A 25,156-nucleotide genomic window follows, 5' to 3' on the forward strand; every position below is an offset into this window, starting at 1 on the left:
AGGCGGATGGAACAAACTGTCCACCGTTCTGGCGCAATTGCCGCGACGGCATCTCCAGTCGGCAGAATTTTTAATGATGTTGTGTATTGACGGTCCAATTTTGCGCCTAATTTTAATTCGTTAGAGAAATTTGAAGCTTTATTGCCGGGAACTGCCGATATCACAATCAAGTGAAAGCGGTTTGATCGATGCGCAAAGTGATCTTTATGACTGCGGCGCTGTTGGTTTCTGCCGCGCCGCAACAACTCCTCGCGGCTAGTCTTGTCGCCAAGATAAACATTTCAACCCAGACGATGACGGTCACTCAGGATGGGCTCGTCATCCACAAATGGCGGGTTTCGACCGCGCGCAGGGGCTATGTCACCCCACGCGGTACCTGGCGACCGGTGCGAATGAACCGTATGTGGTACTCGCGCAAATACGACATGACGCCGATGCCATATGCCGTGTTCTTCCGCGGCGGCTATGCCATTCACGGCACGAACGCTGTGCGCCATCTGGGGCGTCCGGTGTCGCATGGCTGCGTGCGGCTCGCCACCGGCAATGCCGCGCAGTTCTTTTCGCTGGTCCAGCGATACGGGCCCGGCGACACGCGCATCATCGTCACCAACTGACGCGCCGGTCTTTGGTCTTCGTTTTCGAGGCGGAAGAGTTTTGCTGCCCATGCCAAATCACCAGACAAAACTTTGCCGTGAACTGATTCTTTCTGGCATTTCATTTCGATAGCGCGCTCTGCTAGGAATTGGTCGGAGGAGCAGACCGATGAATTCCGAGCCGCGCGTTGCGTTGTCCAGGCCTGTTGCGGACGAGGTCCGCAAGACGACCTGCTATATGTGCGCCTGCCGCTGCGGCATCAACGTGCACCTCAAGGACGGCAAGATCCGCTACATCGAGGGCAACCGCGATCACCCGGTCAATCGCGGCGTGCTGTGCGCCAAGGGCTCGGCCGGCATCATGCAGCATTATGCGCCGGCTAGGCTTCGCGCGCCGCTGAAGCGGGTCGGCCCGCGCGGCTTCGGCCAGTTCCAGGAGATTTCCTGGGAGGAGGCGCTGTCCACCGCCACCGAATGGCTGGGCCATGTCCGCCACACCGACCCAAAAAAGCTGGCCTTCTTCACCGGGCGCGACCAATCGCAATCGCTGACCGGCTTCTGGGCGCAGCAGTTCGGCACTCCCAACTATGCCGCCCATGGCGGCTTCTGCTCGGTTAACATGGCCGCCGCCGGCATCATGACCTTGGGCGGCGCCTTCTGGGAATTCGGCGCGCCCGATTGGGACCGAACAAAACTGTTCGTCATGTTCGGCGTGGCGGAGGACCACGATTCCAACCCGATCAAGATGGGCATCGGCAAGCTCAAGCAGCGCGGCGCGCGCTTCGTGTCGGTCAATCCGGTGCGCACCGGCTATTCGGCCGTCGCCGACAGCTGGATCGGCATAAGGCCGGGCACCGACGGCTTGCTGATCCTCTCGGTGGTGCACGAGCTGCTCAAGGCGCGCAAGATCGATGTCGACTATCTCGTGCGCTATTCCAACGCCTCCTGGCTGGTGATCGACGCGCCGGGCACGGCCGAGCACGGCCTGTTCGCGCGCGACGGCGAGGGCAGGGTGCAGGTCTACGAGACCGTCACCGAGCGGCCGGTGCCTGTGGGCACGAAAGGCGCGCGAGCAGCGCTGTCCGGCCGCTTCGAGCTGGCCGACGGGCGCTTTGCCGTACCCTCCTTCCAGCTTCTCGCCGAAAAATATCTCGACCCGAAATACGCGCCCGAAGCGGTGACGGAGGAGACCGGCGTCGCCGCCGACGTCATCCGCGGCCTTGCCGCCGAGATCGCGCGCGTTGCTTTCGATGAAACCATCATCGTCGAGCAGCCCTGGACCGACGTCAATGGCGAGCGCCATCCCTACTTTGTCGGGCGGCCAGTGTCGTTCCACGCCATGCGCGGCCTCTCGGCCCATTCCAACGGGTTCCAGACGGCGCGCGCGCTGCACATGCTGCAGGTGCTGATCGGCGCGGTCGACTGCCCCGGCGCCTTCCGCTTCGAGCCGCCTTATCCCAAGCCGATGACCGCGCACCCGACGCCGCACGGCAAGGCCGAGCATTTTGGGTCCGACAAGCCGCTTTCGGGGCCGCATCTCGGCTTCCCGCGCGGCCCGGAAGACCTGCTGGTCGATGCCGAAGGCAAGCCGACCCGCATCGACAAGGCGTTTTCGTGGGATGCGCCGATCGCCGCGCACGGCATGATGCACATGGTCATCGCCAACGCCCATGCCGGCGATCCTTATCCGATCGACGTGCTGTTCATGTACATGGCCAACATGGCCTGGAACTCGTCCATGAACACTGCCGGCACCATGAAGATGCTGACGGACAAGGACCCCGAGACCGGCGAATACCGCATCCCCAAGATCATCTATTCCGACGCCTATTCGTCGGAGATGGTCGCCTATGCCGATCTGGTGTTGCCCGACACGACCTATCTGGAGCGCTACGATTGCATTTCGCTGCTCGACCGGCCGATCTCCGAGCCCGATGCGGTGCAGGATGCCATCCGCTGGCCGGTGCTGGAGCCGGACCGCGACGTGCGCGCCTTCCAAACCGTGCTGCTCGATCTCGGTGCGCGGCTGAAGCTGCCGGGCTTCGCCGACAATCACGGTCATCCGCTCTACAAGGACTATGCCGACTACATCGTGCGCCATGAGCGGCGGCCGGGCATCGGCCCACTGGCTGGTTTCCGGGGCACGAACGGCGACAAGGCAGGGCGCGGTGCCGCCAACCCCGATCAGCTCGAACGCTACATCGAGAACGGCTCGTTCTTCTCCGCGCATATCCCGCTCGAAGCGCAGTTCATGAAGCACGCCAACCAGGCCTATCAGGATTTTGCCGTGCGCATGGGTTTTTTCGACACGCCTCAGCCGGTGACGTTCCAGCTTTATCTGGAGCCGCTCCAAAAGTTCCGCCTGTCGGCTGAAGGGCTGCGCGAGCCGGTGGCGCCCGAAACACATCGCGATCGCATACTGCAAGCGTTCGATCCGCTGCCGCAATGGTATCGGCCGTTTGGCGAGGCGTTGGTCGATCGCGAGGCCTATCCCTATCACGCCATCACGCAACGCCCGGCGGCGATGTACCATTCCTGGGGCTCGATGAACGCCTGGCTGCGGCAGATCCATACGAAGAACCCGCTCTACGTGCCGGGACCGATCTGCGACGAGTTTGGCCTGGTCGACGGCGACTGGGTCTGGGTCACGTCGAGCCATGGCCGCATCAAGGTCGAGATCGCGCGCATGGAGGCGGTCAATTCGCGCACGATGTGGACGTGGAACGCCATCGGCAAGCGCGCCGGCACCTGGGCGCTGGATGCCAACGCGCCGGAAGCGACCAAGGGTTTTCTCATGAACCACCTGATCAACGAGCTGTTGCCGCCGCGTAGCGATGGCATGCGCTGGTCGAACTCTGATCCGATCACCGGGCAGGCGGCGTGGTACGACCTCCGGGTGCGCATCGAAAAGGCCGAGGCCGGCGCGGTCAGCGAGCCGCATTTCCCGACAGTCGCGCAACCAGAGCCCGAGCCGCATCCCTCGGTCCTGCGCTACGGACAGGAGTGGGCGACATGACCACGCTTCCCGCCCTTCCGACGCCGAAAAAACTCGGCCTCGTCATCGACCTCGACACCTGCGTCGGCTGCCATGCCTGCGTGGTCAGCTGCAAGGAATGGAACACCGGCGGCTATGGCTCAGCGCTCTCGGACCAGGATCCATATGGCGCCGATGTCTCCGGCGCCTGGCTCAACCGCGTGCATAGTTTTGAGGTGGTGCCGGAGGGCGGCGAAGTCGTGGGCGAGGCGGGGCAGGCGCGCATCGTGCATTTTCCAAAGTCCTGCCTGCATTGCGAGGATGCGCCCTGCGTCACCGTCTGTCCGACGGGCGCCTCCTACAAGCGCTCCGCTGACGGCATCGTGCTGGTTGATGAGGACAAGTGCATCGGCTGCGGCCTCTGCGCCTGGGCCTGTCCCTATGGCGCGCGCGAAATGGACCTTGCCGCCGGCGTGATGAAGAAATGCACGCTCTGCATCGACCGCATCTACAACGAGACACTGGAAGAGGTGGACCGCGTGCCTTCCTGCGTGCGTACATGCCCGGCCAGTGCCCGCCATTTCGGCGATCTCGGCGATCCGAACTCGGCCGTTTCAAAACTCGTCGCCGAGCGTGGTGGCATGGACCTGATGCCCGAGCAGGGCACCCGGCCCGTGAACAAGTACCTGCCGCCGCGTCCGCGAAAATCCCTGGCCGAAAGCGCGCACACACTGCCGCTCGCAGAAAACACCGAAGGCGCCAGGGGCTTCTTTGCCTGGCTCGACGGAATGCTGGACAGAATCTGACCTCATGCATCCCGCCTTTTCGATCATCATCCTGACCACCCTTTCCGGCCTGGGCTACGGGCTTGCGGCGGTGCTCGGCCTCGGCCTGCTCGATCCAGCAGCAACGGCCACCAAATGCGCACATGTCTTGGCGCTGGCCCTCATCTCGGCAGGGCTCTTGTCCTCGACGGCGCATCTGGGCAATCCGCAACGCGCTTGGCGGGCGCTTTCGCAATGGCGCTCAAGCTGGCTGTCGCGCGAAGGCGTGATGTCCATTGTCACCTTCGTGCCGCTCCTGGTGTCGGCCTGGGCCAGTATCACCGAGGGGGCCTATCTGCCGCTTCCCGGCCTCATAGGCACGGTGCTTTGCGTGGTCACTGTCTACTGCACGTCGATGATCTACGCCTCGCTGAAGTCGGTGCAGGCCTGGTACACGCCGCTGACGCCGGCTTGCTATGCGCTCCTTGCGGCCACCGGCGGTTTTGTGCTTGCCAGCGTCTTCGCCTTTGCAGGCGGCGGAAACACGCGCGCCCTGCCGCTTCTCGCCGTAGGGTTCCTGATTGCTGCCTGGGGGACAAAACTGCGCTGGCGCGAGCGCATGAAAAGCCTCGTGCCGTTATCGACGCCCGAGAGCGCAACTGGCCTTGGCAATATCGGGCGCGTGCGACTGTTCGAGCGGCCGCATGTGACAGAAAATTATTTGACGCGCGAAATGGGGTTCAAGGTCGCACGCAAGCATGCCAAAAAACTCTGGCGCTTGGCCCTTGTTGCGGGTGCCATCGTTCCGGCCGTGCTGCTGCTGGTTCTCGCGGCGCTGGGCGGACAAGGTGTCTTGCCGGTAGCGATTGCTTCGCTCGCAGCGCTGGCGCATTGGCTGGGTGTTTTCGTCGAGCGCTGGCTGTTCTTCGCCGAGGCGCGCCACTCCGTCGTGAATTACTACGGCGGGTAACTGGAGCCTCAATCCTTCGCCAGCCGAACGGGCTTGCGCTTGTCGAGCGCGGCGAGACGTTTGAGCAGCTTGCGGATTGCGATCTTCTGGGCGGTGCGTTCGGTGTGCCCCTGCAGGCCCCAGGGCGTCCACAGCGCAGCGCCGCTCTTGTCCGGTGATTTCGTCCGCTTTGCCATGACATTCCCTCATGCAACGGAGAGGGAACGGCCGGAATTCGGCTTTGTTGCGCCAGCGGCCAATTAAATATCGGCAATGAAGCTGGCTATAGCGGCGGTCATCTACGCCAAGCGATCCGGCTTGGCTGCAAAATGCTCTATGCCTTCTCGATGATCTTGAAACGCGGCTTGCGCTTGCCCTTGCTCAGTTGCCAGCGCTTGTGGAACCACATCCACTGGCCCGGATCCTCGCGCACCCAGCGCTCGACCACGTCGTTGAGAAGCTGGGCCGTTCCCGCAAGGTCGATCGTGCCACCAGCAGTGCGCGGCAGGTCGAGCTTGTCCTCGATCTCCAGCCGGAAGCGATTGTTCGGCAGGCGGATGCAGCGGGCCGGATAAACGTCGCAATCATATTGCCGCGCCAGCTTGGGCAGCAGCGGGCTGGTCTCGCAGGCGCGCCCGAAAAAGGTGCTGGGAATGCCGCGCGTGAATTTTTGGTCCACCAGCATGCCGATGGTGCCCTTGCTCTCGAGGATGCGAGCCAGCGCGAAGGAGGCGCCGGCCTGCGAGGCCAGGAGGTCGCCCATGTTGGCGCTGCGCGTCGAGAGGATGTAGTCGGCGATGTAGGGGTTGTTGGGCGGCCTGAACAGCGCCGTCACCTTCATGCCGTAAGTCGCCCCGGCAATCGGCAGCAGCTCGAAATTGCCGAGATGGCCGGTGAAGATGATGTGCGGCTTGTCTTCCGCCGCGATGCGCTGGAACAGGGGCACGCCGGAGACTTCCACGCGGCCCGGCTCCTTCGCATCGGGATCGTAGTCGAAGAGCTGGTTGAGGAAGATGTATTCGGCCGCCAGCCGGGCCATGTTGCCCCACATGTCGAGGGCGATCGCCTCGATCTCGGCCTCGCTCTTTTCGGGATAGGCATGGCGAAGATTTTCGAGCGCGACCTTGTGGCGGCTGACCAAGGGGCCGAGCCTGCGGGCCGTGCGAACGGCGAAGTTGAGCGCCTTGTCGGTCGGCAGGTGGCGCAGCAGCGATAAAAGCGCCCGGGCGACCTGGGCCGTCAGCCAGTGACGTACCTTCGTCGTCCGGGTTGAGAGGCGGTAAAGGAAATCCTTTGCCGCTACCTTGATCTTCCGCCGCATCTTCTTGCCGTCACCCGACGTGCAGGATGATCTTGCCGAACACGTCGCGGCCTTCCATGCGCTTCAATGCAGCGTCGATGGAGCCGAAATCGACCTCGGTGTCGATCACCGGATGAACCAGCCCGGCCGCCATCTTCTGCATGGCGTTGGCCATGTTTTCCATGCGGCAGCCGAAGGAGCCCAGCAGCTTTAGCTGCTGCTGGAACAGCATCATGAGGTTGACGTCGGTCGAGACGCCGGAGGTCGAGCCGCAGGTGACGAGACGGCCGCCGCGCTTGAGGCTGAACATGGAGCCCGCCCACGTGTCCTTGCCGACATGCTCGAATACCACGTCCACGCCCTTCTTCTTGGTCAGCTTGCGCACGACGCCTTCGAAGCGGTCCTGGCGATAGTTGATGACGTGGTCGGCGCCGAGCGCCTTGGCCTTCTCGATCTTCTCGTCGGAGCCCACGGTGGTGATGACCGTGCAGCCGATCTTCTTGGCAAGCTGGATGGCCGCCGAACCGATGCCCGAGCCGCCGGCATGGACCAGTATCGTCTCGCCGGGCTCCAGCTTGGCATTATCGAACAGCATGTGCTCGACGGTGCCGAAGGTGACGGGCGCGAGTGCTGCGCCAACGGCGTCGACGCCGGGAGGGGCGGGCACCAGAAGGCGCGCCGGCAGGTTCATCTTCTCCTGGGCAAAGCCGTCGAGATGGAAGCCGTGCACGCCCGAGACGTGTTCGCAGAGATTGTCGCGGCCTTCGCGGCAGGGGCGGCAGAGGCCGCAGGTACGCGCGCCGTAGATCGACACGATCTGACCCGGAGCCAGATTGGAGACGCCGGGGCCGACCGTCTCGACCACGCCCGAGGCTTCGGCGCCGACGGTGAGCGGCAGCTTGCGCTTGGCGAACGCCATGCCGCGCCAGCCCCAGACGTCGATATGGTTGAGCGCCACGGCCTTGATGCGCAGCGTGACCTCGCCGAGCGCCGGTGCCGGCGGCTCTGGGATCTCCACCGTCTCGAGCTTGCGATCCTCGATGAGTTGCAGTGCGCGCATCGGGCCTCTTCCTTCGTCAAACATCAGTGCGGAACGCCCGCGGCGTTTCGGGCAAAGTCACGCGACATAACAAAACGGAGCGCGCGGCGGCCGGTTGGGTCGCTGCATCGCACTCCGGAACCATTGGAAGGGTCGATTAGACCGGTTCCCGCGCCATGACAAGGCAGGTGTTCTGCCCGCCGAAGCCGAAGGAATTGGAAAGCACGGTCGAAACCTCAGCCTCGCGCTTCTTGTTCGGCACCACATCCAGCTCGATGGCCGGGTCGGGATTGTCATAATTGATCGTCGGTGGGATCACGCCTTCGCGCATGGTCAGCAGCGAGAAGGCGGCCTCGATGGCGCCCGCGGCCGAAAGCGTATGGCCGATCATCGACTTGTTGGACGAGATCGGCGTGGTGCGCATGCGCTCGCCGAACACGGTCGACAGCGACATATGCTCCATCTTGTCGTTTTCCGGCGTCGAGGTGCCGTGCGCGTTGACATAGTCGATGCCGTCTTCGGCAAGGCCGGCGTCGGCAAGCGCGGCCTTCACCGCGCCGATGGCCGGCGAGCCGTCCGGCTTGGAGCGGGTGCGGTGGAAGTCATCGGCCTTTTCGCCGCAGCCCTGCAGGATGCCGAGCACGGTCGCGCCGCGCGCTACAGCGCTTTCGAGCGATTCCAGCACGAGCGCCGCCGAACCTTCGGCCAGGACAAAACCGTCGCGATCCTTCGAGAAAGGCTTCGATGCCTTCTCGGGCACGTCGTTCTGGGTCGAGAGCGCCGAAAGCAGCGAGAAGCGAATCAGGGCCTCGGCCGTTGCCGAGCCGTCTGCGCCGATCGACAGCGCACGCTCGCATTCGCCGCGGCGGATCGCCTCGACGCCGAGCTGGATTGCGGTGGCGCCAGACGCACAAGCGGTGGACAGCGTGATCGGCAGGCCACGCGTGCCGAATTCGTCGGCGAGGCGGGCTGCGATGGAGCCGAACTGCGAGGTCTCGAAGATGTCGAGCGTGGGCAGGTTGCGGGCAACGGTGAACAGCCGGTCGGCCGCGCTGCCATCCTTGCCGTCGAGGTAGAGGGCAAAGCGGTCATGCCAGTCGAGCTCGACCGGCGGGGAGGCGAGGAACAGCGGCCCGCCGAAATTCTCGGTGTCAAGGCCGGCTTCCGCGATCGCCTCGCGGCCGGAGCGCTCGGCCAGTTCGAAAGTCAGCGCGCTTGCGCCCTTGCTGCTCGACGGCAGGAAATCGACCGTGCCGGCGATGGAGGTGTTGAGGTGCTCGACCGGAAAGCGCGTGATCTTGTGGATGCCCGAGCGCCCCGAGGTGAGGGCCGCCCAGTTGTCGGCCTTGCCGACGCCGAGCGAAGTGACGACGCCAATGCCGGTGACGGCGACGATGGGCCTGCCGAGATGGTCGTTGTACTTAGCCATGTGCGTTCCGGTTCAATCGGGTGCGCCAACCAGCGCCAAGCCCTCGAAATAGTGATAGCCGATAGCGGTCGCCAGTACCGAGCGCGGCGTGCCCTCATAGGCCTTTTCGTTCGCCGTATCGAAGGCCGGGTAGCCGGCCTTGCGGTCGACGGCCAGTGCCGCCAGCGCCACCGCAAATGGGAACTGCGCTTCCTTCATGTGGCCGGTCAGCGTGCCGAATGCGCGCGCGACGAGCTGAGGATTCTGCTCCAGCGCAGCCTTCTCGGCCACGGTCGCGGCATGGGCGCCGGAGGCGCCGGACATCGCCAGCAGCGGGCCGTTGGCAGGCAGGCTCGTCTTGTCGAGCAGGCCGGCAATGGCTTCGCCCAAATCCTGCTTGCTACGGCGGGTGAGGTCGGAAACCACCGGCCCGAGCGTCGCATAGATGCGTGCGCCGCGCGCCACCGCATGCTCGCGCGATTCGAGCACCAGGAAGGCCGCGCCAGAGCCGCTGACCACGCCGCCACCTTCGCCGCCTTCACGCTGCCACACAGGCTTCCAGGGGCCGCGATGCAGATAGCCGCCGAGCTCATAGCCGAGCAGCATGTCGGGATGTTCCGTCTGGAACGCACCGCCCACCAGCACATGCGTCGACTGGCCGGAGCGGATGCGAGCGGCTGCCGTATCGACCGCCGAGACGCCGGCGCCTTCCTCGCCCATGAAGGTGCGCGAGGAGCCGGTGACCTTGTGGACGATGGAGATGTTGCCGGCCAGCAGGTTGGAGAGCTGCGCCAGGAAAAGCGTCGGCCGAAGCTCGGTGGTCAGCTTCTCGTTCAGCAGCACGTCGCGGTCGTTGCGCGTCGCGGAGGCCTCGAGGATCGCGTTGTCCACAGTCCCGTCGCGCTCGCCGCCACCGGCCGCCACCACCATGTCCATGGTGGCGCACAGCGCTTCGTCGGTCTTGATGCCGGCATCATCCAGCGCAAGGCCGGCCGTGTAGGTGCCGAGCCGCTGCCATGTCTCCATCTGCCGCTGGTCGCCGCGCTTGGCAATCTGCAGGCCCCAGTCGATTTCTGGGAGAGGGTGGACGGAATAGGGCGAATAGCGTTCGGCATCCACTATCGGCGCCACGTCGGTGGCGGTCAGCTTCTGCCAATGCGCATCGGTGCCTTCGCCCAGCGACGAGACAAGGCCGATGCCGGTGATGACGACGTCGTGGGCGCTCATGGGTGGCTTTTTTCGGTCAGGCCGCTTGTCCCGTCAAGGGTCAGGCGGCAGCCTTCGCTGCAACCAGACCGTCGATCTTGGCGCAGAGGTTCTTCATCAGGAAGTAGTCGTCGGTCGAGGCCTTGCCGTCGTTGACGTCCTGCGTCCACTTCTCGAGCGGCACCTTGATGCCGAATTCCTTGTCGATCGCAAAGACGATATCGAGGAAATCGAGGCTGTCGATGCCAAGATCGTCGATCGTGTGGCTCTCGGGCGTGATGGTGTCGATGTCGATCTCGCTCGTGTCGGCGATGATCTTGGCAACTTTCTCGAATGTCGTGGACACGGCTTTTCCTTATAAATTGCGGGCGGATTCCTTTCCGCGCAGGTTTGTTCGGCTCTCTAATCCGTTTTTTTAGGCAGGAAAAGACCAAATCGCCCTTTCGCGGCCGGAGGCCGGTGCAGGCGGTCTTTCCGTCCAGTCACGTCATGCGGCGTTCAATGCCCGTCAATTGAACACGATTCGGCCTAGAATATGGAGCCCCTCGCCATCGGGTTTGACGATTACGGCTTCGCCTTCGCGGGCCGTCTGGCCGGTCAGCGCGGCGATGATTTCCTGGTGGGTCACCAGCACCAGATTGCCCGATCCGGCAAAGGCTCGGATCTCCTTCAGGATCGCCTCCTTCTGCTCTGCGGTGACCTCGGTGCCGGACGCCGGCTGGTCCAGCGCGGCGAAAGGCTCGACGATCCTGTCGCCGAAGGCGATGCGGGCGGTTTCCAGCGCATTGCAGTAGCGGCTCGACAGCACCCGTTCCGTAGTCTCGGCGCGTGCGGCGAAGAGGGCGCCCATCTTGCGCGCCTGCTGCTTGCCGCGATCGGAAAGATTACGCTGGGTGGCGCAGTTCTCGATGTCGAAGTTGGCCGGCTCGCCGCCGCCTCCGGGCGTGATCGCATGTCGCAGCAGCACGACATGGCCGCCATTGCGCAGCAGCGCCCAGCCTGCCTCGGTGGCGGCGGCCGGCACCATGGCGGCAAGCAGAAACAACAAGGACATCACTATGCGCATGCAATCTTCCCGGGCGATTTCGCCGCATATAGGGATGGGAAAGCCGGATGAAAGGCAAGCGCGACGCCGACCCGCTGCGCCTGTGGGCTCATATGCATGGGGGTTGCTGGACGATTGCGCGGCCATAGGGGCTCACCTATCACCGCGCGCATGTCCCCGATGCTCGAAACCGTTCTGTTCGTCTTCAGCCTTGTCGCGCTTGGCTATTTTTCCGGGCTTTCGGGCTATCTGAAGGCAGATGTCGGCGATGCGCTGTCCCGTTTCACCGTCGGCGTGGCGCTGCCTGTGCTGCTGTTCCGCACCATGGTCACCGCCGACTTCAAGGGTGCGGCGCCATGGGCCCTGTGGACAACCTATTTCGTGGCGGTGATCGTCGCCTGGACCGCCGGGCATCTCGTCACCACACGGATCTTTGGCCGGGATTCGCAGGCTGGCGTCGTCGGCGGGGTGGCGACGGCGTTCTCCAACCTGCTCCTGCTGGGCATTCCCTTCATGCTCGGCGTCTTCGGCCAGCAGGGCGTCGACATATTGTCGCTGATCATCTCGGTGCATCTGCCGACGATGCTGGCGGGCTCGATCATCCTGTTCGAGGTGTTCGGCGGGCAAAAGAACGGCCACGTCCATCCGCTGCGTATCGCGCATGATTTTCTGCGCCGGCTCTACACCAATTCGCTGATCGTCGGCATTCTTGCCGGGCTTGCCTGGCGTTTCCTCGGCCTGCCGATGCCGGGTCTCCTCGGCCGGCTGGTCGACGCCTTGGCCGGCATCGCGGGGCCGCTCGCGCTGTTTGCCATGGGGCTGGGCCTGCGCAAGTTCGGCATTACGGGCAACGCCAAGCCAGCGATTGCGCTTTCGGCGCTAAAACTGATGCTGATGCCGGCGGTGGCGCTGGCCATGGCCTGGCTGCTCGGCCTTCCGCCGCTGCCGGCCCAGGTGGCCGTTGCGGCGGCGGCACTCCCTTCGGGCGTCAACTCCTATCTCATCGCCGTGCAGTTCGGCACCGGTCAGGCCTTGGCGTCCAACCAGATGACGATTGCCACCGCCTGCGCGGTCGTCACCACCGCATTCTGGCTGACAATTGCGCACATGGTTTTCGGATAGCCCCATAGGGGTACAGACTCTCTCGCTCTGGACCATAAGGTCATGGCACAAGGAGATTGATCCAGTTACTTTACGTGAGTTAAAGAGGTGGCGCGCTTGCGGGGAGGGTCATATATCTATGGCACATCGCGCAACACCGACGGCGGGCTCTCCGCCGCTGCGACGAATTTCCAGAGGACCGGCGCGTCGTGGCGCGCCGCACGAGAGGCGAGACGAATGCTCCAGAAGACCAGCCATTTCATGCGCCAGGCGAATCTCATCAATGGCGAGTGGGTCCAGGCCGATTCCGGCAAGACCGTCGATGTGATCAACCCGGCGACGGGCCTCAAGATCGGCACCGTGCCGTATGCGCGTGGTGCCGAGACGCGCCGCGCCATCGAAGCCGCCAACGAGGCCTTCAAGACCTTCCGCAAGACGTCGGCGCTCGAGCGCTCCAAGCTGCTGCGCAAGCTGCACGACGCCATCATGGACAACCAGGACGCGCTGGCCGAACTGCTCACCATGGAGCAGGGCAAGTCGCTGACCGAGGCCAAGGGCGAAGTCGGCTCGTCGGCCGCCTATGTGCTGTGGTTCGCCGAGGAAGCCCGCCGTGCCTATGGCGACGTCGTTCCGTCCCCGTGGGCCGACCGCCGCATTCTCGTGACCAAGGAGCCGGTCGGCGTCATCGCCGCGATCACGCCGTGGAACTTCCCGTCCTCTATGCTGGCCCGCAAGATCGGCCCGGCAATCGCCGCTGGCTGTACCTCGGTCGTCAAGCCGGCCACGCAGACCCCGTATTCGGGCCTGGCCTGGGGCGCGCTGTGCGAGGAAGTCGGCATTCCGAAGGGCGTCGTCAACGTCGTCACCGGTTCGGCCGCCGAGATCGGCGACGAGCTCTGCACCAACCCGCTGGTCAAGAAGATCACCTTCACCGGCTCGACCGAAGTCGGCAAGATGCTGATCGCCAAGTCGGCCACGACCGTGAAAAAGGTCTCGATGGAACTCGGCGGCAACGCTCCGTTCCTGGTCTTCGACGACGCCGACATCGACCGCGCGGTCGAGGGCGCCATCGCCGCCAAGTTCCGCAATTCGGGCCAGACCTGCGTCTGCACCAACCGCTTCTTCGCCCAGGCCGGCATCTACGACAAGTTCGTTGAGAAGCTGGCCGAAGCTTCGAACAAGCTGAAGGTCGGCCCCGGCCTCGAGGCCGGCGTGCAGCAGGGCCCGCTGATCGACGAGAAGGCTGTCGAGAAGGTTGAGGAATTCATCGCCGACGCCACCGCCAATGGCGGCAAGATCGTTGCCGGCGGCAAGCGCCATGCGCTGGGCGGCTCCTTTTTCGAGCCGACCGTCATCGCCGGCGCCACGCCCGACATGAAGTTCATGAAGGAAGAGATCTTCGGCCCCATCGCTCCGGTCTTCAAGTTCGAGACCGAGGAAGAGGCCGTCGCGCTCGCCAACGACACCGAGTTCGGTCTCGCCTGCTACTTCTACACCGGCGATCTCGGCCGCGCCTTCCGCGTGATGGAAGGGCTGAAGTACGGCATGGTCGGCGTCAACGAAGGCATCATCACCACTCCGGAAGCCCCGTTCGGCGGCGTGAAGGAGTCGGGTCTGGGCCGCGAGGGCGGCCACCAGGGCATCGAGGACTATCTCGACACCAAGTATGTCTGCATCGGCGGCCTCGGCCTCTGATCTATAGGGGTAGGCCCTATCCCTTGACATGATGACGGGCGCGGCCTCAAGGTCGCGTCCGTTTTCATTTTTGGGTCCGGAGCGGGGCATGTCGGGCGGCAAGGTCTTCGGTACGACAGGGGACGGACACTCCGTCCAGCGCTTCGAGATTGCGGGTGGCGGCCTGACGGCCAAGATCATGAATTGGGGCGCGGTGGTGCAGGATCTGCGCCTGAACGGCCATGACGCGCCGCTGGTGCTCGGCTTCGAACGCTTCGCCAACTATCCGCTTTCGTCTCCCTATTTCGGCGCCATCGTCGGGCGCTTTGCCAACCGCATCAGCGGCGGCCGCTTCACGCTGGAAGGCCGACGCTACAGCATCGATCCCGAGCGGCCCGAGAGCAATGGGCTGCATGGCGGCATCAATGGCTTTGGCCACCGGGTTTGGGACGTTCTGGTGCATGGGCCCGACTTCGTCACGTTCGGCCTGCACGATCCGGACGGGGAGATGGGTTTTCCGGGCGCGCTCGACGTGCGCTGCACCTACAGGCTGAAGATTCCCGGCACGCTGGCCATCGAACTGACCGCGACCTGCGACGAGCCCACGCTCTGCAACCTGGCGCACCATTCCTATTTCAACCTCGACGACGGCGGCGCGGGCGATATCCTCGACCATCGCATCATGCTGAATGCGGCCGCCTATCTACCGGTTGACGGGGCCTGCGTGCCCACCGGCGTCGTAAAGCCCGTCGACGACACGCCTTTCGATTTCCGCCATGCCCGCCCGATCCGCATGGAAAGCGAAGGCGAGCAGCTCGGCTACGACAACAATTTCTGCCTCGCAGCCGCGCGCGGGCCGCTCAGGCAGGCTGCCTGGGTGCAGGGGGCGTCCTCGGGCGTCGAGCTAGAGGTCTGGACCACCGAGCCTGGCGTCCAGCTCTATGTCGGGCAGCACCTCAACACCGAAGCGCGCGGGCTCGGCGGCCGGCGCTACAAGCCCTATGCCGGATTCTGCCTCGAGCCGCAGGTCTGGCCGGATGCGCCCAACCGGCCCTATTTCCCGCAGGCCACGCTCTGGCCCGGGGAACTCTATCGCCAGACGACCGAATACCGGTTCAGGCTGGGTTAGGCGACTTCGCTGTAAGTATCTATTATTCTTTTCACTGACTTGTAGATGTTCATGATAAAGACATCGTAGTCTTTTTCGTTGTAGCCATTTTCAATGCACCGCTCCCTGTACATGGAGGCAATGAATGGGAAGCTCCAAACATCTTTGATTATCGTAGATTTTTGTTCTTTTGATATTTTGGCCATTTCCAAATTGTTTAATTTGAACAGGACAATGGCGGAGCGTTCTTTGATAAATCGCCTTTTGCGGGCCTCGTAGAAGAAGCCGCCCGGCTCAAATTCGTCTAGGAAACCTTCTGGTAGAACTTCGCTAACCATTTCGTCTTCCGGCTCGAATTTGGTTGGCTAATCGCTCACAGGTCGAACGCCAGCTGCAGGATGTCGAACGGCGCCAGCGCGCCGCGTATCTGCACCACTGCCGCCGCAACATGATGGGCCCGGCGCGCCGCTTCCCTCGGCGGCAGGCCAAGCAGGCGAGCCGACAAATAGCCGCCGTTGAAGGCATCGCCTGCGCCCGTGGTATCGAGCGGCTCCGCGACATGGCTCGCTGGAACGGAGAACATGTCCTCGTAGTGCGAGATCAGGGCTGCGCCCTCGCCATTCTTGACGACGATCTCCGCCACGCCGATCTCCTCCAGCCGCTGTGCCGTCGCCTCGGGCGAGGCATCGCCGTAAAGCTCCTGCTCGTCGGAAAAAGTCGGCAGGGCGATGTCGGTGATCTTCAGTGCCTCGTCGATGACGGCGCGGGCCGTCGCCGCGTCCGGCCACAGGCGCGGCCTGTAATTGGGGTCGAAGGCGATGTGCGAGCCATGCGTCCGTGCAGCAGCGATGGCCTGCAGCAGGGTGCGCCGACTGGGCGCATCCAGAATTGCCAAGGTGATGCCGGAAAAGTAAACAAGTGTCCGTTGTTCAAGGCTTTTTGCCAGTGCGGCCGGGTTGCTGGCGAGCTGCCGGGCGGCCGCATCGCTGCGCCAATAGGTGAAGGAGCGCTCCGCGCCCTTCAGCGTGATCGCATAGAGGCCGGGGCGGGCGCCGGAAATGATCGGGCTCTTGGCGATGCCGATGTCGTTTTCCTGAAGGAAGGCGATCTGATCTTTCGAGAAGGGATCGTCGCCGAAGGCCGAGACGTAGTCGATATTGTCGCTCTCGCTCAGCGCGCGAATGGTCCAGAGCGTGTTGAACGTGTCGCCGCCAAACCCCATGCGCCAGCTGTGACCGCTCTGCCCGGATAGCTCGAGCATGCACTCGCCGATTGCCACAATGCCTGCCGCCATACGGGCCTCCTCTCCTGATGAGATAGATTTATAGTGGCAGAGGCATGCTGACCATGGCCGGCCACAAAATGGCTTTACGCTTTTCGCAGATGTCGCCAATCGCTAATTTGCGGCAACCAGCGATGGATTCGATCAAGGAGTAGAGAGTGGGGTTCAACTGGCGTTATCTCGTGGCCATCATCGGCATCGCGGCCGTCGCGGCGATGGCGTTGAGCAAGCTCTCTTCCATCCCGCCGCAGCCGGTGAGCGGCCCCAACTTTGCCTTCAGCAAGCCGAGCGACCAGGGTACCTATGTCGTAGCCATGGAGCCGGAGACCACGCCGGTGAAGCAGGGCGAGTTGCATAGCTGGATCGTGACCGTCAAGACGCCGGACGGAAAGCCGGTCGAGAACGCCAAGATCACCGTCACCGGCAGCATGCCGGCCCATGGCCATGGCCTGCCCACCAGCCCCGAGGTAACCGACCACCTGGGAGAGGGGCGTTACCGGGTCGAGGGCGTCAAGTTCAGCATGACCGGGCTCTGGGAGCTCAAATTCGCCATTTCGGCACCGCAGGGCGACGACCAGGCGGTGTTCAGCCTGATGCTATGAGGCGGTGAAGACGCTGTCGAGCTGATCAGCGATCCTTCACCGTTTCCATCGCCACGAAGGTCGAGGTCTGCGCCACATGGGGCAGGGCGGAGATGCGCTCGCCCAGCACGCGCCTATAGGCGGCAATGTCCTTGGTGCGCACCTTCAACAGGTAGTCGAAGCTTGCCGCCATCATGTGGCACTGCTCGATCTCGCGCACGGCCTGCACCGCGCGGTTGAAGGCGTCCAGTGCCGCCGAGCGCGTGTCGGAAAGTTTTACCTGCACGAAGGCGACATGGCCTTCGCCCATGCGCTCATGATCGACCACCGCGGAATAGCCGCGTATAAAGCCTTCCTGCTCCAGGCGCTTCACCCGCGCCTGCACGGGTGTTTTCGACAGCCCCACCTGCGCGGCGAGCTCGGCCATGGAAAGTCGTCCGTCGCGCGACAGAGCGGCTAGTATATTGCGGTCTATGCGGTCCAATTGGTCTTTCATGGGCAGCTTCGCGTTCCGAAATGGCGGAAATGATCATTATCTATAGGTCAATCGGCCTATCTTGCGCAATCCTTTGGGTCGCCCGAAAATGCGGTCTATGATACGCATCAAAGCAATCCAACAACTGCTTACGACGGCATATGTCCATGACTGCTCCGCTACTTGATACTATCCGCAAACAGATCCGCGCCAACTATCTTCCTGATGAAGATCAATCGCTTGCAAGGCTGATCAAGGCCGCCGATCTGAACGACGCCGAGCGCAAGGCGATCTCCGCCCGCGCCGTCGGGCTGGTCAATGCCGTGCGCGGCTCGACCGATCCGCGCCTGATGGAGGTCTTCCTCTCCGCCTATGGCCTGTCGACCAAGGAAGGCGTGGCGCTGATGTGCCTGGCCGAGGCGCTGCTGCGCGTGCCCGACACACAGACCATGGACGACCTGATCCAGGACAAGATCGCCCCGCACGACTGGTCGGCGCATGGTAGCAGCTCGAGCTCCATTTTCGTGAACGCCTCGACCTGGGCGCTGATGCTCACCGGCCGCGTGCTCGACGAGAGCGAGGACGGCATCGCCGGCACGCTACATGCCATGGTGCGCCGTCTGGGCGAGCCGGTCATCCGCAAGGCGGTGGCGGCTGCGATGCGCGAGATGGGCGAGCAGTTCGTGCTCGGCCGCACCATCGAGGAAGCCGTCAAGCGTGGCCGCTCGATGCTCGCCAAGGGCTATCTCTATTCCTACGACATGCTGGGCGAGGCCGCCCGTACCGAGGAGGACGCGCTGCGCTATCTGCGCGCCTATGCCGATGCCATCACGTCGCTTTCCGCCCATTCGAAGGGGCAGGACATCCGCTACAATCCTGGCATCTCGGTAAAGCTGTCCGCCATCCATCCGCGCTACGAAGAAGCGCAGAAGGAAACCATGCTGCCGGTCATGGCCGATCGCCTGCTGTCGCTGGCCATAGCTGCCAAGAAGGCGCGCATGGGCCTCAACATCGACGCCGAGGAAGCCGACCGTCTGGATCTTTCGCTCGACGTCATCGAGCGCGTGCTGGCCGATCCGCAGCTGGAAGGCTGGGACGGCTTTGGCGTCGTCGTGCAGGCCTACGGTCCGCGCTGCGCCTTCGCCATCGACTGGCTCTATGCGCTTGCCCAGAAGCTCGACCGCAAGATCATGGTGCGCCTGGTCAAGGGCGCCTATTGGGACACCGAGGTCAAGCGCGCACAGACGCTCGGCCTCGAGGGCTACCCGGTGTTCACCCGCAAGGCCAACACCGACGTTTCCTATATCTCCTGCGCCAAGAAGCTGCTGTCGATGACCGACCGCATCTATCCGCAGTTCGCCGGCCATAACGCGCATACGGTTTCGGCCATTCTCGCAATGGCTCCCGATCGCACGTCGTTCGAGTTCCAGCGCCTGCACGGCATGGGCGAGGCCCTGCACGAGACCGTGCGCAAGGCCGAAGGCACCCGCTGCCGCATCTATGCGCCGGTCGGCGCGCATTCGGACCTGCTCGCCTATCTGGTCCGCCGCCTGCTCGAAAACGGTGCCAACTCCTCCTTCGTTCATCAACTCACGGACGAAAGCGTCAAGGCTGAGGACATCGCCCGCGATCCGTTCGAGACCGTCGCCACGCAGGGTCCGGCCGCCAACCCGGCCATTCCGCGGCCATTGGCCATCTTCGGCGCCGGCCGCATTAACGCCAAGGGTTTTGACATCACCGATCCGGTGACGCTCGCGGCCATCGACAAGGCGCGGCAGGAATTCGCCGGGCCGGAGCACTGGCATGCCAAGCCGATCACCCGCGCTGTCGGGCATGGTGAGAAGCGGGCGGTCATCAACCCCGCCAAGCCAGCCGACATCGTCGGCACGGTGACGGAGGCCGCAGCCAAGCAGGTGGAAACCGCCGTGCGCATCGCGCTCGACGCACAGCCGGCATGGGCCGCACGTCCTGTTTCCGAGCGCGGCGAGGCCCTGCGCCGCGCTGCCGACCTCTACGAAGCTCATGCCGCCGAGTTCTTTGCGCTCGCCACCCGCGAGGCCGGCAAGACGCTGGGCGATGCGGTTGCCGAGCTGCGCGAAGCAGTCGACTTCCTGCGCTACTACGCCTCCGAAGCCGTCAAGGCCGAGGCTGGTACCGAGGCGCGCGGCGTCATCGTCTGCATCTCGCCGTGGAACTTCCCGCTCGCCATCTTCTCCGGCCAGATCGCGGCAGCCCTCGTCACGGGTAACAGCGTGATTGCCAAGCCGGCCGAACAGACCCCGCTGATCGCCTTCCGCGCCGTCGAATTGCTCCGCAAGGCAGGCATTCCGGAGGACGTGATCCAGCTTCTGCCGGGCGATGGCCCGACCGTCGGCGCGCCGCTGACGGCCGATCCGCGCATTGCCGGCGTCTGCTTCACCGGTTCCACCGAGGTGGCGAAACTGATCGAGAAGCAGCTGGCCGAAACGGCGGCACCCGACGCCATGCTGGTGGCCGAGACCGGCGGCCTCAACGCCATGATCGTCGACTCCACCGCGCTGCCCGAGCAGGCGGTGCGCGACATCGTCGCCTCGTCCTTCCAGAGTGCCGGCCAGCGCTGCTCGGCGCTGCGCGTCCTCTATGTCCAGAAGGACGTCGAGAAGAAGATGCTGCACATGCTGAAGGGCGCGATGGAAGCGCTCAACATCGGCGATCCGTGGCAGTTCTCCACCGACGTCGGCCCGGTCATCGACGAGGAAGCGCAAGTCTCGATCCGCGATTACAACACCAAGATGGAAGGGCAGGGTCGCCTCGTCGCCAAGATCGATGCGCCCAAGGACGGCCGCTTCGTGTCTCCGCACGTGTTCCGCGTCTCCGGCATCGGCGAGATGGAGCGCGAGGTGTTCGGCCCCGTCCTGCACGTCGCCACCTTCGAGGCCGACGAGATCGACAAGGTCATCGCCGACATCAATGCCAAGGGTTTTGGCCTGACTTTCGGCCTGCACACCCGCATCGAAGGCCGTGTGCAGCACTTCGTCGACGGCATCCATGCCGGCAACATCTACGTCAACCGCAACCAGATCGGCGCGGTCGTCGGCTCGCAGCCCTTCGGCGGCGAGGGGCTTTCGGGCACCGGCCCGAAGGCGGGCGGCCCTCACTATCTGCGCCGCTTCCGCCGTGCGGTAGCCGCCGCGAACGCCGAGCCTACGGTTGGCAAGCCGGTGGCGGCCGCCGAGCTCACCTCGCGCTTCCCGCAGCTGGATGCCGAATGGAGCCAGGCGGGCGACCGTATCGCCACCTTGCGCAAGCATCTGCGTGGTAAGGCAGCGGCTGCGATCGCTGCCGCTGCAGCGCTCGACTACGGCCAGGTCGATCTGCCTGGACCGACGGGCGAGGCCAACACGCTGGCGCTGACCCCGCGCGGCCGTGCGCTCTGCCTCGGACCCGATGCCGAAACGCTGCTGGCTCAGGTCGTCCAGGCGCTCGCCGCCGGCAACGCCGTGCTGGCTGTTGCTCCGGGTGCGCCCGCCGCGCTCAATGCGCTGACTGGCAAGGGCCTGCCGCTCGTGGCCATCAATGGCGAGGTGCCGGCCGAGGCGCTGGCCACGCTCGATCTCGGTGTCGTTGCGTTCTCGGGGGATGCCGAACTTGCGAAAAAGATCCGCAAGGCGCTCGCCGCCCGCAAGGGTCCGATCGTGCCGCTGGTCGGCGAGGTGATCTATCCTGCGGCCTATGCACATGAACGTGCAGTCTGCGTCGACACCACCGCCGCCGGCGGCAACGCCAGCCTGCTCGCCAGCGCGGCCTGATATTTTTGACCGGCGCGGCCTTATCGCCGCGCCGGCAATTGTACAAAAATTCCGGCGGGGATGTCGGCAGTCCTCCCTTTGATGCGTCATCGTACAAGCTCGGATCGAAAACTTCCGATCCGCGAGACCATCAAAGGGAGAGACCCATGCAAGCCGCCGTTCAAACCGCTCACGCCAATCCGGAATCAGTCTCTAACAAGGCATATTGGGCCGGCTGGATCATCAGCGGCCTGCTGATCCTGTTCCTGCTCTTCGATGCGGTCATCAAGCTGCTTCCGCTCGATGTCGTCACCGAGACGATGGCCACGCTCGGCTGGCCGACGAGCGATGGCATGGCGCGCACGCTCGGCGTGCTCACCCTCATCTGCACGGTCCTCTACGCAATTCCCCGGACTTCGGTGCTCGGCGCGATCCTTCTGACCGGCTATCTCGGCGGCGCGATGGCGACACATCTGCGCATTGGCAACCCAATGGCAACTCACACGTTGTTCGGCCTCTACCTCGGCGTCATGGCCTGGGGCGGGCTCTATTTGCGTGACGCTCGGCTGCGCGCTTTGATCCCGTTGCGGGCCGGATGATCGATAGTCGTCTCATCGATGCTGCGGTGGAGAGTTCGACCAACGGAGAAGCATTCGATGAAGATGAGCCCATATCTGGCGTTCAGCGGCAACTGCGAAGAGGCATTCAAATATTACGAGAAGGTCCTTGGCGGAAAGATCGTAATGATGGTGCCGCACGCGGGGACACCGGCCGAGGAGCATGTTCCCGCCGAATGGCGCGACAAGATCATGCATGCGCGGCTGGAGTTCGGTGATGGTCAGGTGCTGATGGGAGCAGATGCACCGCCGCAATTTCGCACCACGATGAGCGGCTTTTCGATCTCGCTTCAGTTCACCGACATTGGCGAGGCCGAACGCATTTTCAACGCGCTGGCCGAGAAAGGGCAAGTGAGGATGCCCTTTTCAAAAACCTTCTGGGCCGAGCGCTTCGGCATGCTGATCGACCGGTTCGGCACGCCCTGGATGGTCAATTGCGAAAAGCCGGCATAAGCGAGGGACACCAGCATGTTGGATAGCGTGAATGAGTACGTCGCAGCCCTTTCGGGCTGGCAGGCCGCCGCTGTGACGGAGCTGCGGCGCAGCATCCTCGATACGCGCAATGTCGCCGAAGCATTCAAATGGGGGCATCCGGTCTATGAGGCAGGCGGTCCCGTCTGCCTGGTGAAGGCCCATTCAGGCCACGTCACACTCGGTTTCTGGCGCGGTGCCCTGCTGACCGATCTCGATGCGCGCCTCGTTTCGCATGGCGGCTTCGAGATGGCCTCGATCAAGCTCAAGGGGCCCGGGGAGATCAGCGCAGCGGATATTCGCCGGCTCGTTCTCCAGGCCGTCGCGCTCAATCTCGAACGAGGCAACCCGCTTACGCTCGCAAGAGCTTGAAGCGGAGCCTATGCGGGGTGCTGAACCGCGAGCGTCGCCCGGCGCCTGCGCCCGTCATGCAGCTGCCAGAGCGAATGGGCAATGAGCGTGACGATGAGAATCGCGCCGCCGATCAGGCTGTTGCGGCTGGGGACCTCGGCGAAGATCATCCACACCCAGATCGGCGCCAGCACCGTCTCAAGGAGATAAAACATCGCCACCTCGGGGCTCGACAGATATTTTGGTCCGTTGGCAAGGCAGAAGAACGAGATCGGCATCACCACTGCGCCGTTGAAGATGATCCACCACGGCGCGGAAACGTTGAGGCCGGTCTTGGACACCATGAACGCGGCCAAGGCGAACGGGAACACCACGCCGACCAGCGAGGCAAGTCCCATCTCCCGGCCACTGGCGCGCGAGATGGTAAGTGCGGAGGCGATGCAGAGCGCCGATACCACGCCCATCAGATTGCCGAACATCTGGCCGGTGCCGATCGAATCCCAGACGATGATCAGCACGCCTAGAAGCATGAGCACCATGGCCACGAGCGTCGCCGGTCGCGGCCGCTCCTTCAGGAACAGCCAGGACAGCAGCGCCGCGAACATGGTGTTGAAGGCCAGGATGAAGACCAGATTGGCGGTCGAGGTGTTGTAGACGCCGGTGATGAAGGCGACGGAGCCGAGGCCATAGAGGGCGGCGACCACCAGCCCGGCACGACCGGGGATGAGCTGCGGCGCCTTGTTGCTGAACCTGCGCCAAACCGCCCAGATGATCAGCGCCATGGCGAGCGTGGTGCCCGCGCGCAGGAACAGGATCGTCCAGCTGTCGCCGCCGGCAAGGCGGATCAACGGGATGTCGACGGTCAAGGTCAGGCCGCCAAGCGCGGTCAGCGCAAGCCCTTTGGCGTGGTTGTTCGCAGATGTCGACAAGGAAGGTCCGCTCCGGCGATGAGGTGGTTGGGCTGTAGTACGGGAAGCCGGTCAGACGGCTTCGGGCGCGTAGCGTTCCCAGCCCTTCGATCCCAGGTGCTCCTGCGGCGTGAAGCGCACCTTATAGCTCATCTTGCGCGAGCCATTGACCCAATAGCCCAGATAGACATGGGGCAGGCCGGCAGCGCGGGCGCGGGCAATGTGGTCGAGGATCATGAAGGTACCGAGCGAGCGCTCGTCCAGATCCGGGTCGAAATAGGAATAAACCATCGACAGGCCGTCGGCCATTATGTCCGATAGGGCCACCGCCATCAGTTCGCCCTGGCCCTTGCCGGTGATGAAGCTGTCAGGGCCGCGGCGGCGATATTCGATGATCTTGGTGTTGACGTGGGTGTCCTCCACCATCATCGCATAGTCGAGCACGGTCATGTCCGACATGCCGCCCTTGCGGTGCCGGGCATCGAGATATTTGCGGAACAGCGAATATTGCTCGGTCGAGGGCTCGGCGTCGCGGATGTCGCCGATCAGGTCGGCGTTGTGGCGCAGCACGCGCTTCATGTTGCGCGTGGCCTCGAATTCATTGGCCAGGATGCGCACCGAAACGCAGGCGCGGCAGGATTCGCAGGCGGGGCGGTAGGCGATGTTCTGCGACCGGCGGAAGCCGCCCTGGGTCAAGAGATCGTTCATCTCCGGCGCCTTGTCGCCGACAAGATGGGTGAACACCTTCCGCTCGAACTGGCCGTCAATGTAAGGGCACGGGGAGGGCGCGGTCAGAAAGAACTGCGGGGATTGGGTCGGATGTTGCGTCATCGCTGCCGATCATCGAGTCTCTATCTTGAACCGAGTACTATCCCTAGCTTGGCCGCGGCGGCAAAAAATTCAACTATATATTGGTGGTATGGCGGCCTGCCGGCGAACAATTCCGCGCGATGCCCGGCCGCCATGCCAAAGGCGCATGTCAGCGGTCATCGCGGGTCACCACGGTGCCGAGCAGTAGGTCGTGAAGGGTACGCTTGCGGTCGGTGAAAAGCGTCGCAAGCAGGATCAGCGGCGTCAGCACGACATTGCCGGCCCAGAACAGCACGGTGTGGACGACCGCGAGCAGCCCGTCCACCGGCTTGCCGTCGAGGCGGTCGAGCCGGATGCCCGTCATGCGCATGCCGACAGTCGCCTGGTTGCGGCCGCCCAGCGTGTTCCAGACATAGATCAGCGCCACCATCGGGAACAGGACGCCGAACAGGCCCCAGCCCAGGCCCAGCGTGATGATGCCGAGGAAGAAGACCAGAATGGCGAAGGGGATCATCAGAAGGCCGATGATCAGATAGTCGACGCAGAAGGCGACCACCCGACGCGTCAGCACGCCTTCATAGGCGCGAACGTCGTCGAGCCGCGTCGTGATGATTTCGCCGTCGAGAACTCGCGTGCTCATTTCCAGATTCCTTGTCGAGGCGGGAAAGGCCCCGCCGTGGCTTTACTAGAAATGGTGACGGGCGGCGACGATTCAATGATTTGGCGCCTGCAG

General features: G+C 63.9%; 25 protein-coding genes. 12 read left to right on the forward strand and 13 right to left on the reverse strand.

Going from position 1 to position 25,156, the window contains the following annotated elements:
- Positions 1-188 precede the first annotated feature (188 nt).
- The 4 genes from M2281_RS16360 (at position 189) to M2281_RS16375 (ending at position 5,301) form a co-directional block, all read left to right on the forward strand.
- A complete protein-coding gene (locus M2281_RS16360; protein ID WP_280822235.1) occupies positions 189-614 on the forward strand; it encodes a L,D-transpeptidase in 426 nt (141 codons plus the stop codon).
- A 148-nt stretch (positions 615-762) separates the two neighbouring features.
- Positions 763-3,609 (forward strand): molybdopterin oxidoreductase family protein, encoded by a 2,847-nt coding sequence (locus M2281_RS16365; RefSeq protein WP_280822236.1) that lies wholly within the window; start codon positions 763-765, stop codon positions 3,607-3,609.
- The gene (locus M2281_RS16370; RefSeq protein ID WP_280822237.1) at positions 3,606-4,373 is read left to right on the forward strand and encodes a 4Fe-4S dicluster domain-containing protein; all 768 of its coding nucleotides are present in this window, start codon (positions 3,606-3,608) and stop codon (positions 4,371-4,373) included. Before M2281_RS16365 ends, M2281_RS16370 begins: the two co-directional genes overlap by 4 nt.
- A 4-nt stretch (positions 4,374-4,377) precedes the next feature.
- The gene (locus M2281_RS16375) at positions 4,378-5,301 is read left to right on the forward strand and encodes a dimethyl sulfoxide reductase anchor subunit family protein (protein ID WP_280822238.1); all 924 of its coding nucleotides are present in this window, start codon (positions 4,378-4,380) and stop codon (positions 5,299-5,301) included.
- A gap of 8 nt (positions 5,302-5,309) precedes the next feature.
- On the opposite strand, the gene M2281_RS16380 is transcribed toward M2281_RS16375, so the two are convergent.
- The 7 genes from M2281_RS16380 to M2281_RS16410 all read right to left on the reverse strand — a co-directional run bounded on the left by M2281_RS16380 (position 5,310) and on the right by M2281_RS16410 (position 11,299).
- Positions 5,310-5,477 carry a hypothetical protein gene (locus tag M2281_RS16380; protein WP_280822239.1) on the reverse strand — a complete coding sequence of 56 codons (168 nt, stop codon included), beginning with the start codon at positions 5,475-5,477 and terminating at the stop codon, positions 5,310-5,312.
- 137 nt (positions 5,478-5,614) lie between these two features.
- Positions 5,615-6,601 carry a lipid A biosynthesis lauroyl acyltransferase gene (locus M2281_RS16385; RefSeq protein WP_280822240.1) on the reverse strand — a complete coding sequence of 329 codons (987 nt, stop codon included), beginning with the start codon at positions 6,599-6,601 and terminating at the stop codon, positions 5,615-5,617.
- Between the two features lie 10 nt (positions 6,602-6,611).
- The gene (locus M2281_RS16390) at positions 6,612-7,640 is read right to left on the reverse strand and encodes a zinc-binding dehydrogenase (RefSeq protein WP_280822241.1); all 1,029 of its coding nucleotides are present in this window, start codon (positions 7,638-7,640) and stop codon (positions 6,612-6,614) included.
- A 136-nt stretch (positions 7,641-7,776) separates the two neighbouring features.
- Positions 7,777-9,048 carry a beta-ketoacyl-ACP synthase gene (locus tag M2281_RS16395; RefSeq protein ID WP_280822242.1) on the reverse strand — a complete coding sequence of 424 codons (1,272 nt, stop codon included), beginning with the start codon at positions 9,046-9,048 and terminating at the stop codon, positions 7,777-7,779.
- 12 nt (positions 9,049-9,060) lie between these two features.
- Positions 9,061-10,254 (reverse strand): beta-ketoacyl-ACP synthase, encoded by a 1,194-nt coding sequence (locus tag M2281_RS16400; protein WP_280822243.1) that lies wholly within the window; start codon positions 10,252-10,254, stop codon positions 9,061-9,063.
- 40 nt (positions 10,255-10,294) lie between these two features.
- Positions 10,295-10,579 carry an acyl carrier protein gene (locus M2281_RS16405; RefSeq protein ID WP_280822244.1) on the reverse strand — a complete coding sequence of 95 codons (285 nt, stop codon included), beginning with the start codon at positions 10,577-10,579 and terminating at the stop codon, positions 10,295-10,297.
- A gap of 162 nt (positions 10,580-10,741) precedes the next feature.
- Positions 10,742-11,299, reverse strand: a complete 558-nt coding sequence (locus M2281_RS16410) for a histidine phosphatase family protein (protein WP_280822245.1) — start codon at positions 11,297-11,299, stop codon at positions 10,742-10,744.
- A gap of 150 nt (positions 11,300-11,449) precedes the next feature.
- Here M2281_RS16410 and M2281_RS16415 point away from each other — a divergent pair, with 150 nt between their 5' ends.
- From M2281_RS16415 to M2281_RS16425, 3 genes are all read left to right on the forward strand, one after another.
- Positions 11,450-12,400 (forward strand): AEC family transporter, encoded by a 951-nt coding sequence (locus M2281_RS16415; RefSeq protein ID WP_280822246.1) that lies wholly within the window; start codon positions 11,450-11,452, stop codon positions 12,398-12,400.
- 216 nt (positions 12,401-12,616) lie between these two features.
- Positions 12,617-14,074, forward strand: coding sequence for an NAD-dependent succinate-semialdehyde dehydrogenase (locus tag M2281_RS16420; protein ID WP_280822247.1), 1,458 nt, complete (start codon positions 12,617-12,619; stop codon positions 14,072-14,074).
- An 88-nt stretch (positions 14,075-14,162) separates the two neighbouring features.
- On the forward strand, positions 14,163-15,182 hold the full coding sequence (locus M2281_RS16425; RefSeq protein ID WP_280822248.1) for an aldose epimerase family protein: 1,020 nt from the start codon (positions 14,163-14,165) through the stop codon (positions 15,180-15,182).
- Here M2281_RS16425 and M2281_RS16430 read toward each other — a convergent pair.
- Both M2281_RS16430 and M2281_RS16435 read right to left on the reverse strand, forming a co-directional pair.
- Positions 15,179-15,499, reverse strand: a complete 321-nt coding sequence (locus M2281_RS16430) for a hypothetical protein (RefSeq protein ID WP_280822249.1) — start codon at positions 15,497-15,499, stop codon at positions 15,179-15,181. The genes M2281_RS16425 and M2281_RS16430 overlap by 4 nt on opposite strands.
- Before the next feature lie 35 nt (positions 15,500-15,534).
- Positions 15,535-16,455: a sugar kinase gene (locus tag M2281_RS16435; RefSeq protein WP_280822250.1), complete on the reverse strand. Its 921-nt coding sequence runs from the start codon at positions 16,453-16,455 to the stop codon at positions 15,535-15,537.
- 146 nt (positions 16,456-16,601) lie between these two features.
- On the opposite strand from M2281_RS16435, the gene M2281_RS16440 reads away from it, so the two are divergent.
- On the forward strand, positions 16,602-17,045 hold the full coding sequence (locus tag M2281_RS16440; protein WP_280822251.1) for a FixH family protein: 444 nt from the start codon (positions 16,602-16,604) through the stop codon (positions 17,043-17,045).
- A 25-nt stretch (positions 17,046-17,070) separates the two neighbouring features.
- Here the strand turns inward: M2281_RS16440 and M2281_RS16445 are convergent, their stop codons facing one another.
- Positions 17,071-17,520 (reverse strand): Lrp/AsnC family transcriptional regulator, encoded by a 450-nt coding sequence (locus M2281_RS16445; RefSeq protein WP_280822252.1) that lies wholly within the window; start codon positions 17,518-17,520, stop codon positions 17,071-17,073.
- 140 nt (positions 17,521-17,660) lie between these two features.
- Here M2281_RS16445 and putA point away from each other — a divergent pair, with 140 nt between their 5' ends.
- The 4 genes from putA to M2281_RS16465 all read left to right on the forward strand — a co-directional run bounded on the left by putA (position 17,661) and on the right by M2281_RS16465 (position 22,726).
- Positions 17,661-21,287, forward strand: a complete 3,627-nt coding sequence (gene putA, locus M2281_RS16450; protein WP_280822253.1) for a bifunctional proline dehydrogenase/L-glutamate gamma-semialdehyde dehydrogenase PutA — start codon at positions 17,661-17,663, stop codon at positions 21,285-21,287.
- A 146-nt stretch (positions 21,288-21,433) separates the two neighbouring features.
- Positions 21,434-21,865: a DoxX family protein gene (locus M2281_RS16455; RefSeq protein ID WP_280822254.1), complete on the forward strand. Its 432-nt coding sequence runs from the start codon at positions 21,434-21,436 to the stop codon at positions 21,863-21,865.
- A gap of 57 nt (positions 21,866-21,922) precedes the next feature.
- Positions 21,923-22,336 carry a VOC family protein gene (locus M2281_RS16460; protein WP_280822255.1) on the forward strand — a complete coding sequence of 138 codons (414 nt, stop codon included), beginning with the start codon at positions 21,923-21,925 and terminating at the stop codon, positions 22,334-22,336.
- A gap of 15 nt (positions 22,337-22,351) precedes the next feature.
- The gene (locus M2281_RS16465) at positions 22,352-22,726 is read left to right on the forward strand and encodes a DUF1801 domain-containing protein (RefSeq protein WP_280822256.1); all 375 of its coding nucleotides are present in this window, start codon (positions 22,352-22,354) and stop codon (positions 22,724-22,726) included.
- A gap of 8 nt (positions 22,727-22,734) precedes the next feature.
- On the opposite strand, the gene M2281_RS16470 is transcribed toward M2281_RS16465, so the two are convergent.
- From M2281_RS16470 to M2281_RS16480, 3 genes are all read right to left on the reverse strand, one after another.
- Positions 22,735-23,634 carry a DMT family transporter gene (locus M2281_RS16470; RefSeq protein WP_280822257.1) on the reverse strand — a complete coding sequence of 300 codons (900 nt, stop codon included), beginning with the start codon at positions 23,632-23,634 and terminating at the stop codon, positions 22,735-22,737.
- 51 nt (positions 23,635-23,685) lie between these two features.
- Positions 23,686-24,444 carry an arginyltransferase gene (locus tag M2281_RS16475; RefSeq protein WP_280822258.1) on the reverse strand — a complete coding sequence of 253 codons (759 nt, stop codon included), beginning with the start codon at positions 24,442-24,444 and terminating at the stop codon, positions 23,686-23,688.
- A 148-nt stretch (positions 24,445-24,592) separates the two neighbouring features.
- On the reverse strand, positions 24,593-25,063 hold the full coding sequence (locus M2281_RS16480; protein ID WP_280822259.1) for an RDD family protein: 471 nt from the start codon (positions 25,061-25,063) through the stop codon (positions 24,593-24,595).
- Between the last annotated feature and the right edge of the window lie 93 nt (positions 25,064-25,156).

Source organism: Pseudaminobacter soli (ex Li et al. 2025), assembly GCF_029892515.1.
Classification (GTDB): domain Bacteria; phylum Pseudomonadota; class Alphaproteobacteria; order Rhizobiales; family Rhizobiaceae; genus Pseudaminobacter; species Pseudaminobacter soli_A.

Coding starts and splice junctions, on each gene's coding strand:
- M2281_RS16375 (WP_280822238.1), top strand. CDS start 4,378: ATGCATCCCGCCTTTTCGATCATCATCCTGACCACCCTTTCCGGCCTG.
- M2281_RS16430 (WP_280822249.1), bottom strand. CDS start 15,499: ATGGTTAGCGAAGTTCTACCAGAAGGTTTCCTAGACGAATTTGAGCCG.
- M2281_RS16370 (WP_280822237.1), top strand. CDS start 3,606: ATGACCACGCTTCCCGCCCTTCCGACGCCGAAAAAACTCGGCCTCGTC.
- M2281_RS16475 (WP_280822258.1), bottom strand. CDS start 24,444: ATGACGCAACATCCGACCCAATCCCCGCAGTTCTTTCTGACCGCGCCC.
- M2281_RS16390 (WP_280822241.1), bottom strand. CDS start 7,640: ATGCGCGCACTGCAACTCATCGAGGATCGCAAGCTCGAGACGGTGGAG.
- M2281_RS16460 (WP_280822255.1), top strand. CDS start 21,923: ATGAAGATGAGCCCATATCTGGCGTTCAGCGGCAACTGCGAAGAGGCA.
- M2281_RS16425 (WP_280822248.1), top strand. CDS start 14,163: ATGTCGGGCGGCAAGGTCTTCGGTACGACAGGGGACGGACACTCCGTC.
- M2281_RS16365 (WP_280822236.1), top strand. CDS start 763: ATGAATTCCGAGCCGCGCGTTGCGTTGTCCAGGCCTGTTGCGGACGAG.
- M2281_RS16420 (WP_280822247.1), top strand. CDS start 12,617: ATGCTCCAGAAGACCAGCCATTTCATGCGCCAGGCGAATCTCATCAAT.
- M2281_RS16410 (WP_280822245.1), bottom strand. CDS start 11,299: ATGCGCATAGTGATGTCCTTGTTGTTTCTGCTTGCCGCCATGGTGCCG.
- M2281_RS16415 (WP_280822246.1), top strand. CDS start 11,450: ATGTCCCCGATGCTCGAAACCGTTCTGTTCGTCTTCAGCCTTGTCGCG.
- M2281_RS16455 (WP_280822254.1), top strand. CDS start 21,434: ATGCAAGCCGCCGTTCAAACCGCTCACGCCAATCCGGAATCAGTCTCT.
- putA (WP_280822253.1), top strand. CDS start 17,661: ATGTCCATGACTGCTCCGCTACTTGATACTATCCGCAAACAGATCCGC.
- M2281_RS16445 (WP_280822252.1), bottom strand. CDS start 17,520: ATGAAAGACCAATTGGACCGCATAGACCGCAATATACTAGCCGCTCTG.
- M2281_RS16480 (WP_280822259.1), bottom strand. CDS start 25,063: ATGAGCACGCGAGTTCTCGACGGCGAAATCATCACGACGCGGCTCGAC.
- M2281_RS16435 (WP_280822250.1), bottom strand. CDS start 16,455: ATGGCGGCAGGCATTGTGGCAATCGGCGAGTGCATGCTCGAGCTATCC.
- M2281_RS16400 (WP_280822243.1), bottom strand. CDS start 10,254: ATGAGCGCCCACGACGTCGTCATCACCGGCATCGGCCTTGTCTCGTCG.
- M2281_RS16380 (WP_280822239.1), bottom strand. CDS start 5,477: ATGGCAAAGCGGACGAAATCACCGGACAAGAGCGGCGCTGCGCTGTGG.
- M2281_RS16360 (WP_280822235.1), top strand. CDS start 189: ATGCGCAAAGTGATCTTTATGACTGCGGCGCTGTTGGTTTCTGCCGCG.
- M2281_RS16395 (WP_280822242.1), bottom strand. CDS start 9,048: ATGGCTAAGTACAACGACCATCTCGGCAGGCCCATCGTCGCCGTCACC.
- M2281_RS16385 (WP_280822240.1), bottom strand. CDS start 6,601: ATGCGGCGGAAGATCAAGGTAGCGGCAAAGGATTTCCTTTACCGCCTC.
- M2281_RS16465 (WP_280822256.1), top strand. CDS start 22,352: ATGTTGGATAGCGTGAATGAGTACGTCGCAGCCCTTTCGGGCTGGCAG.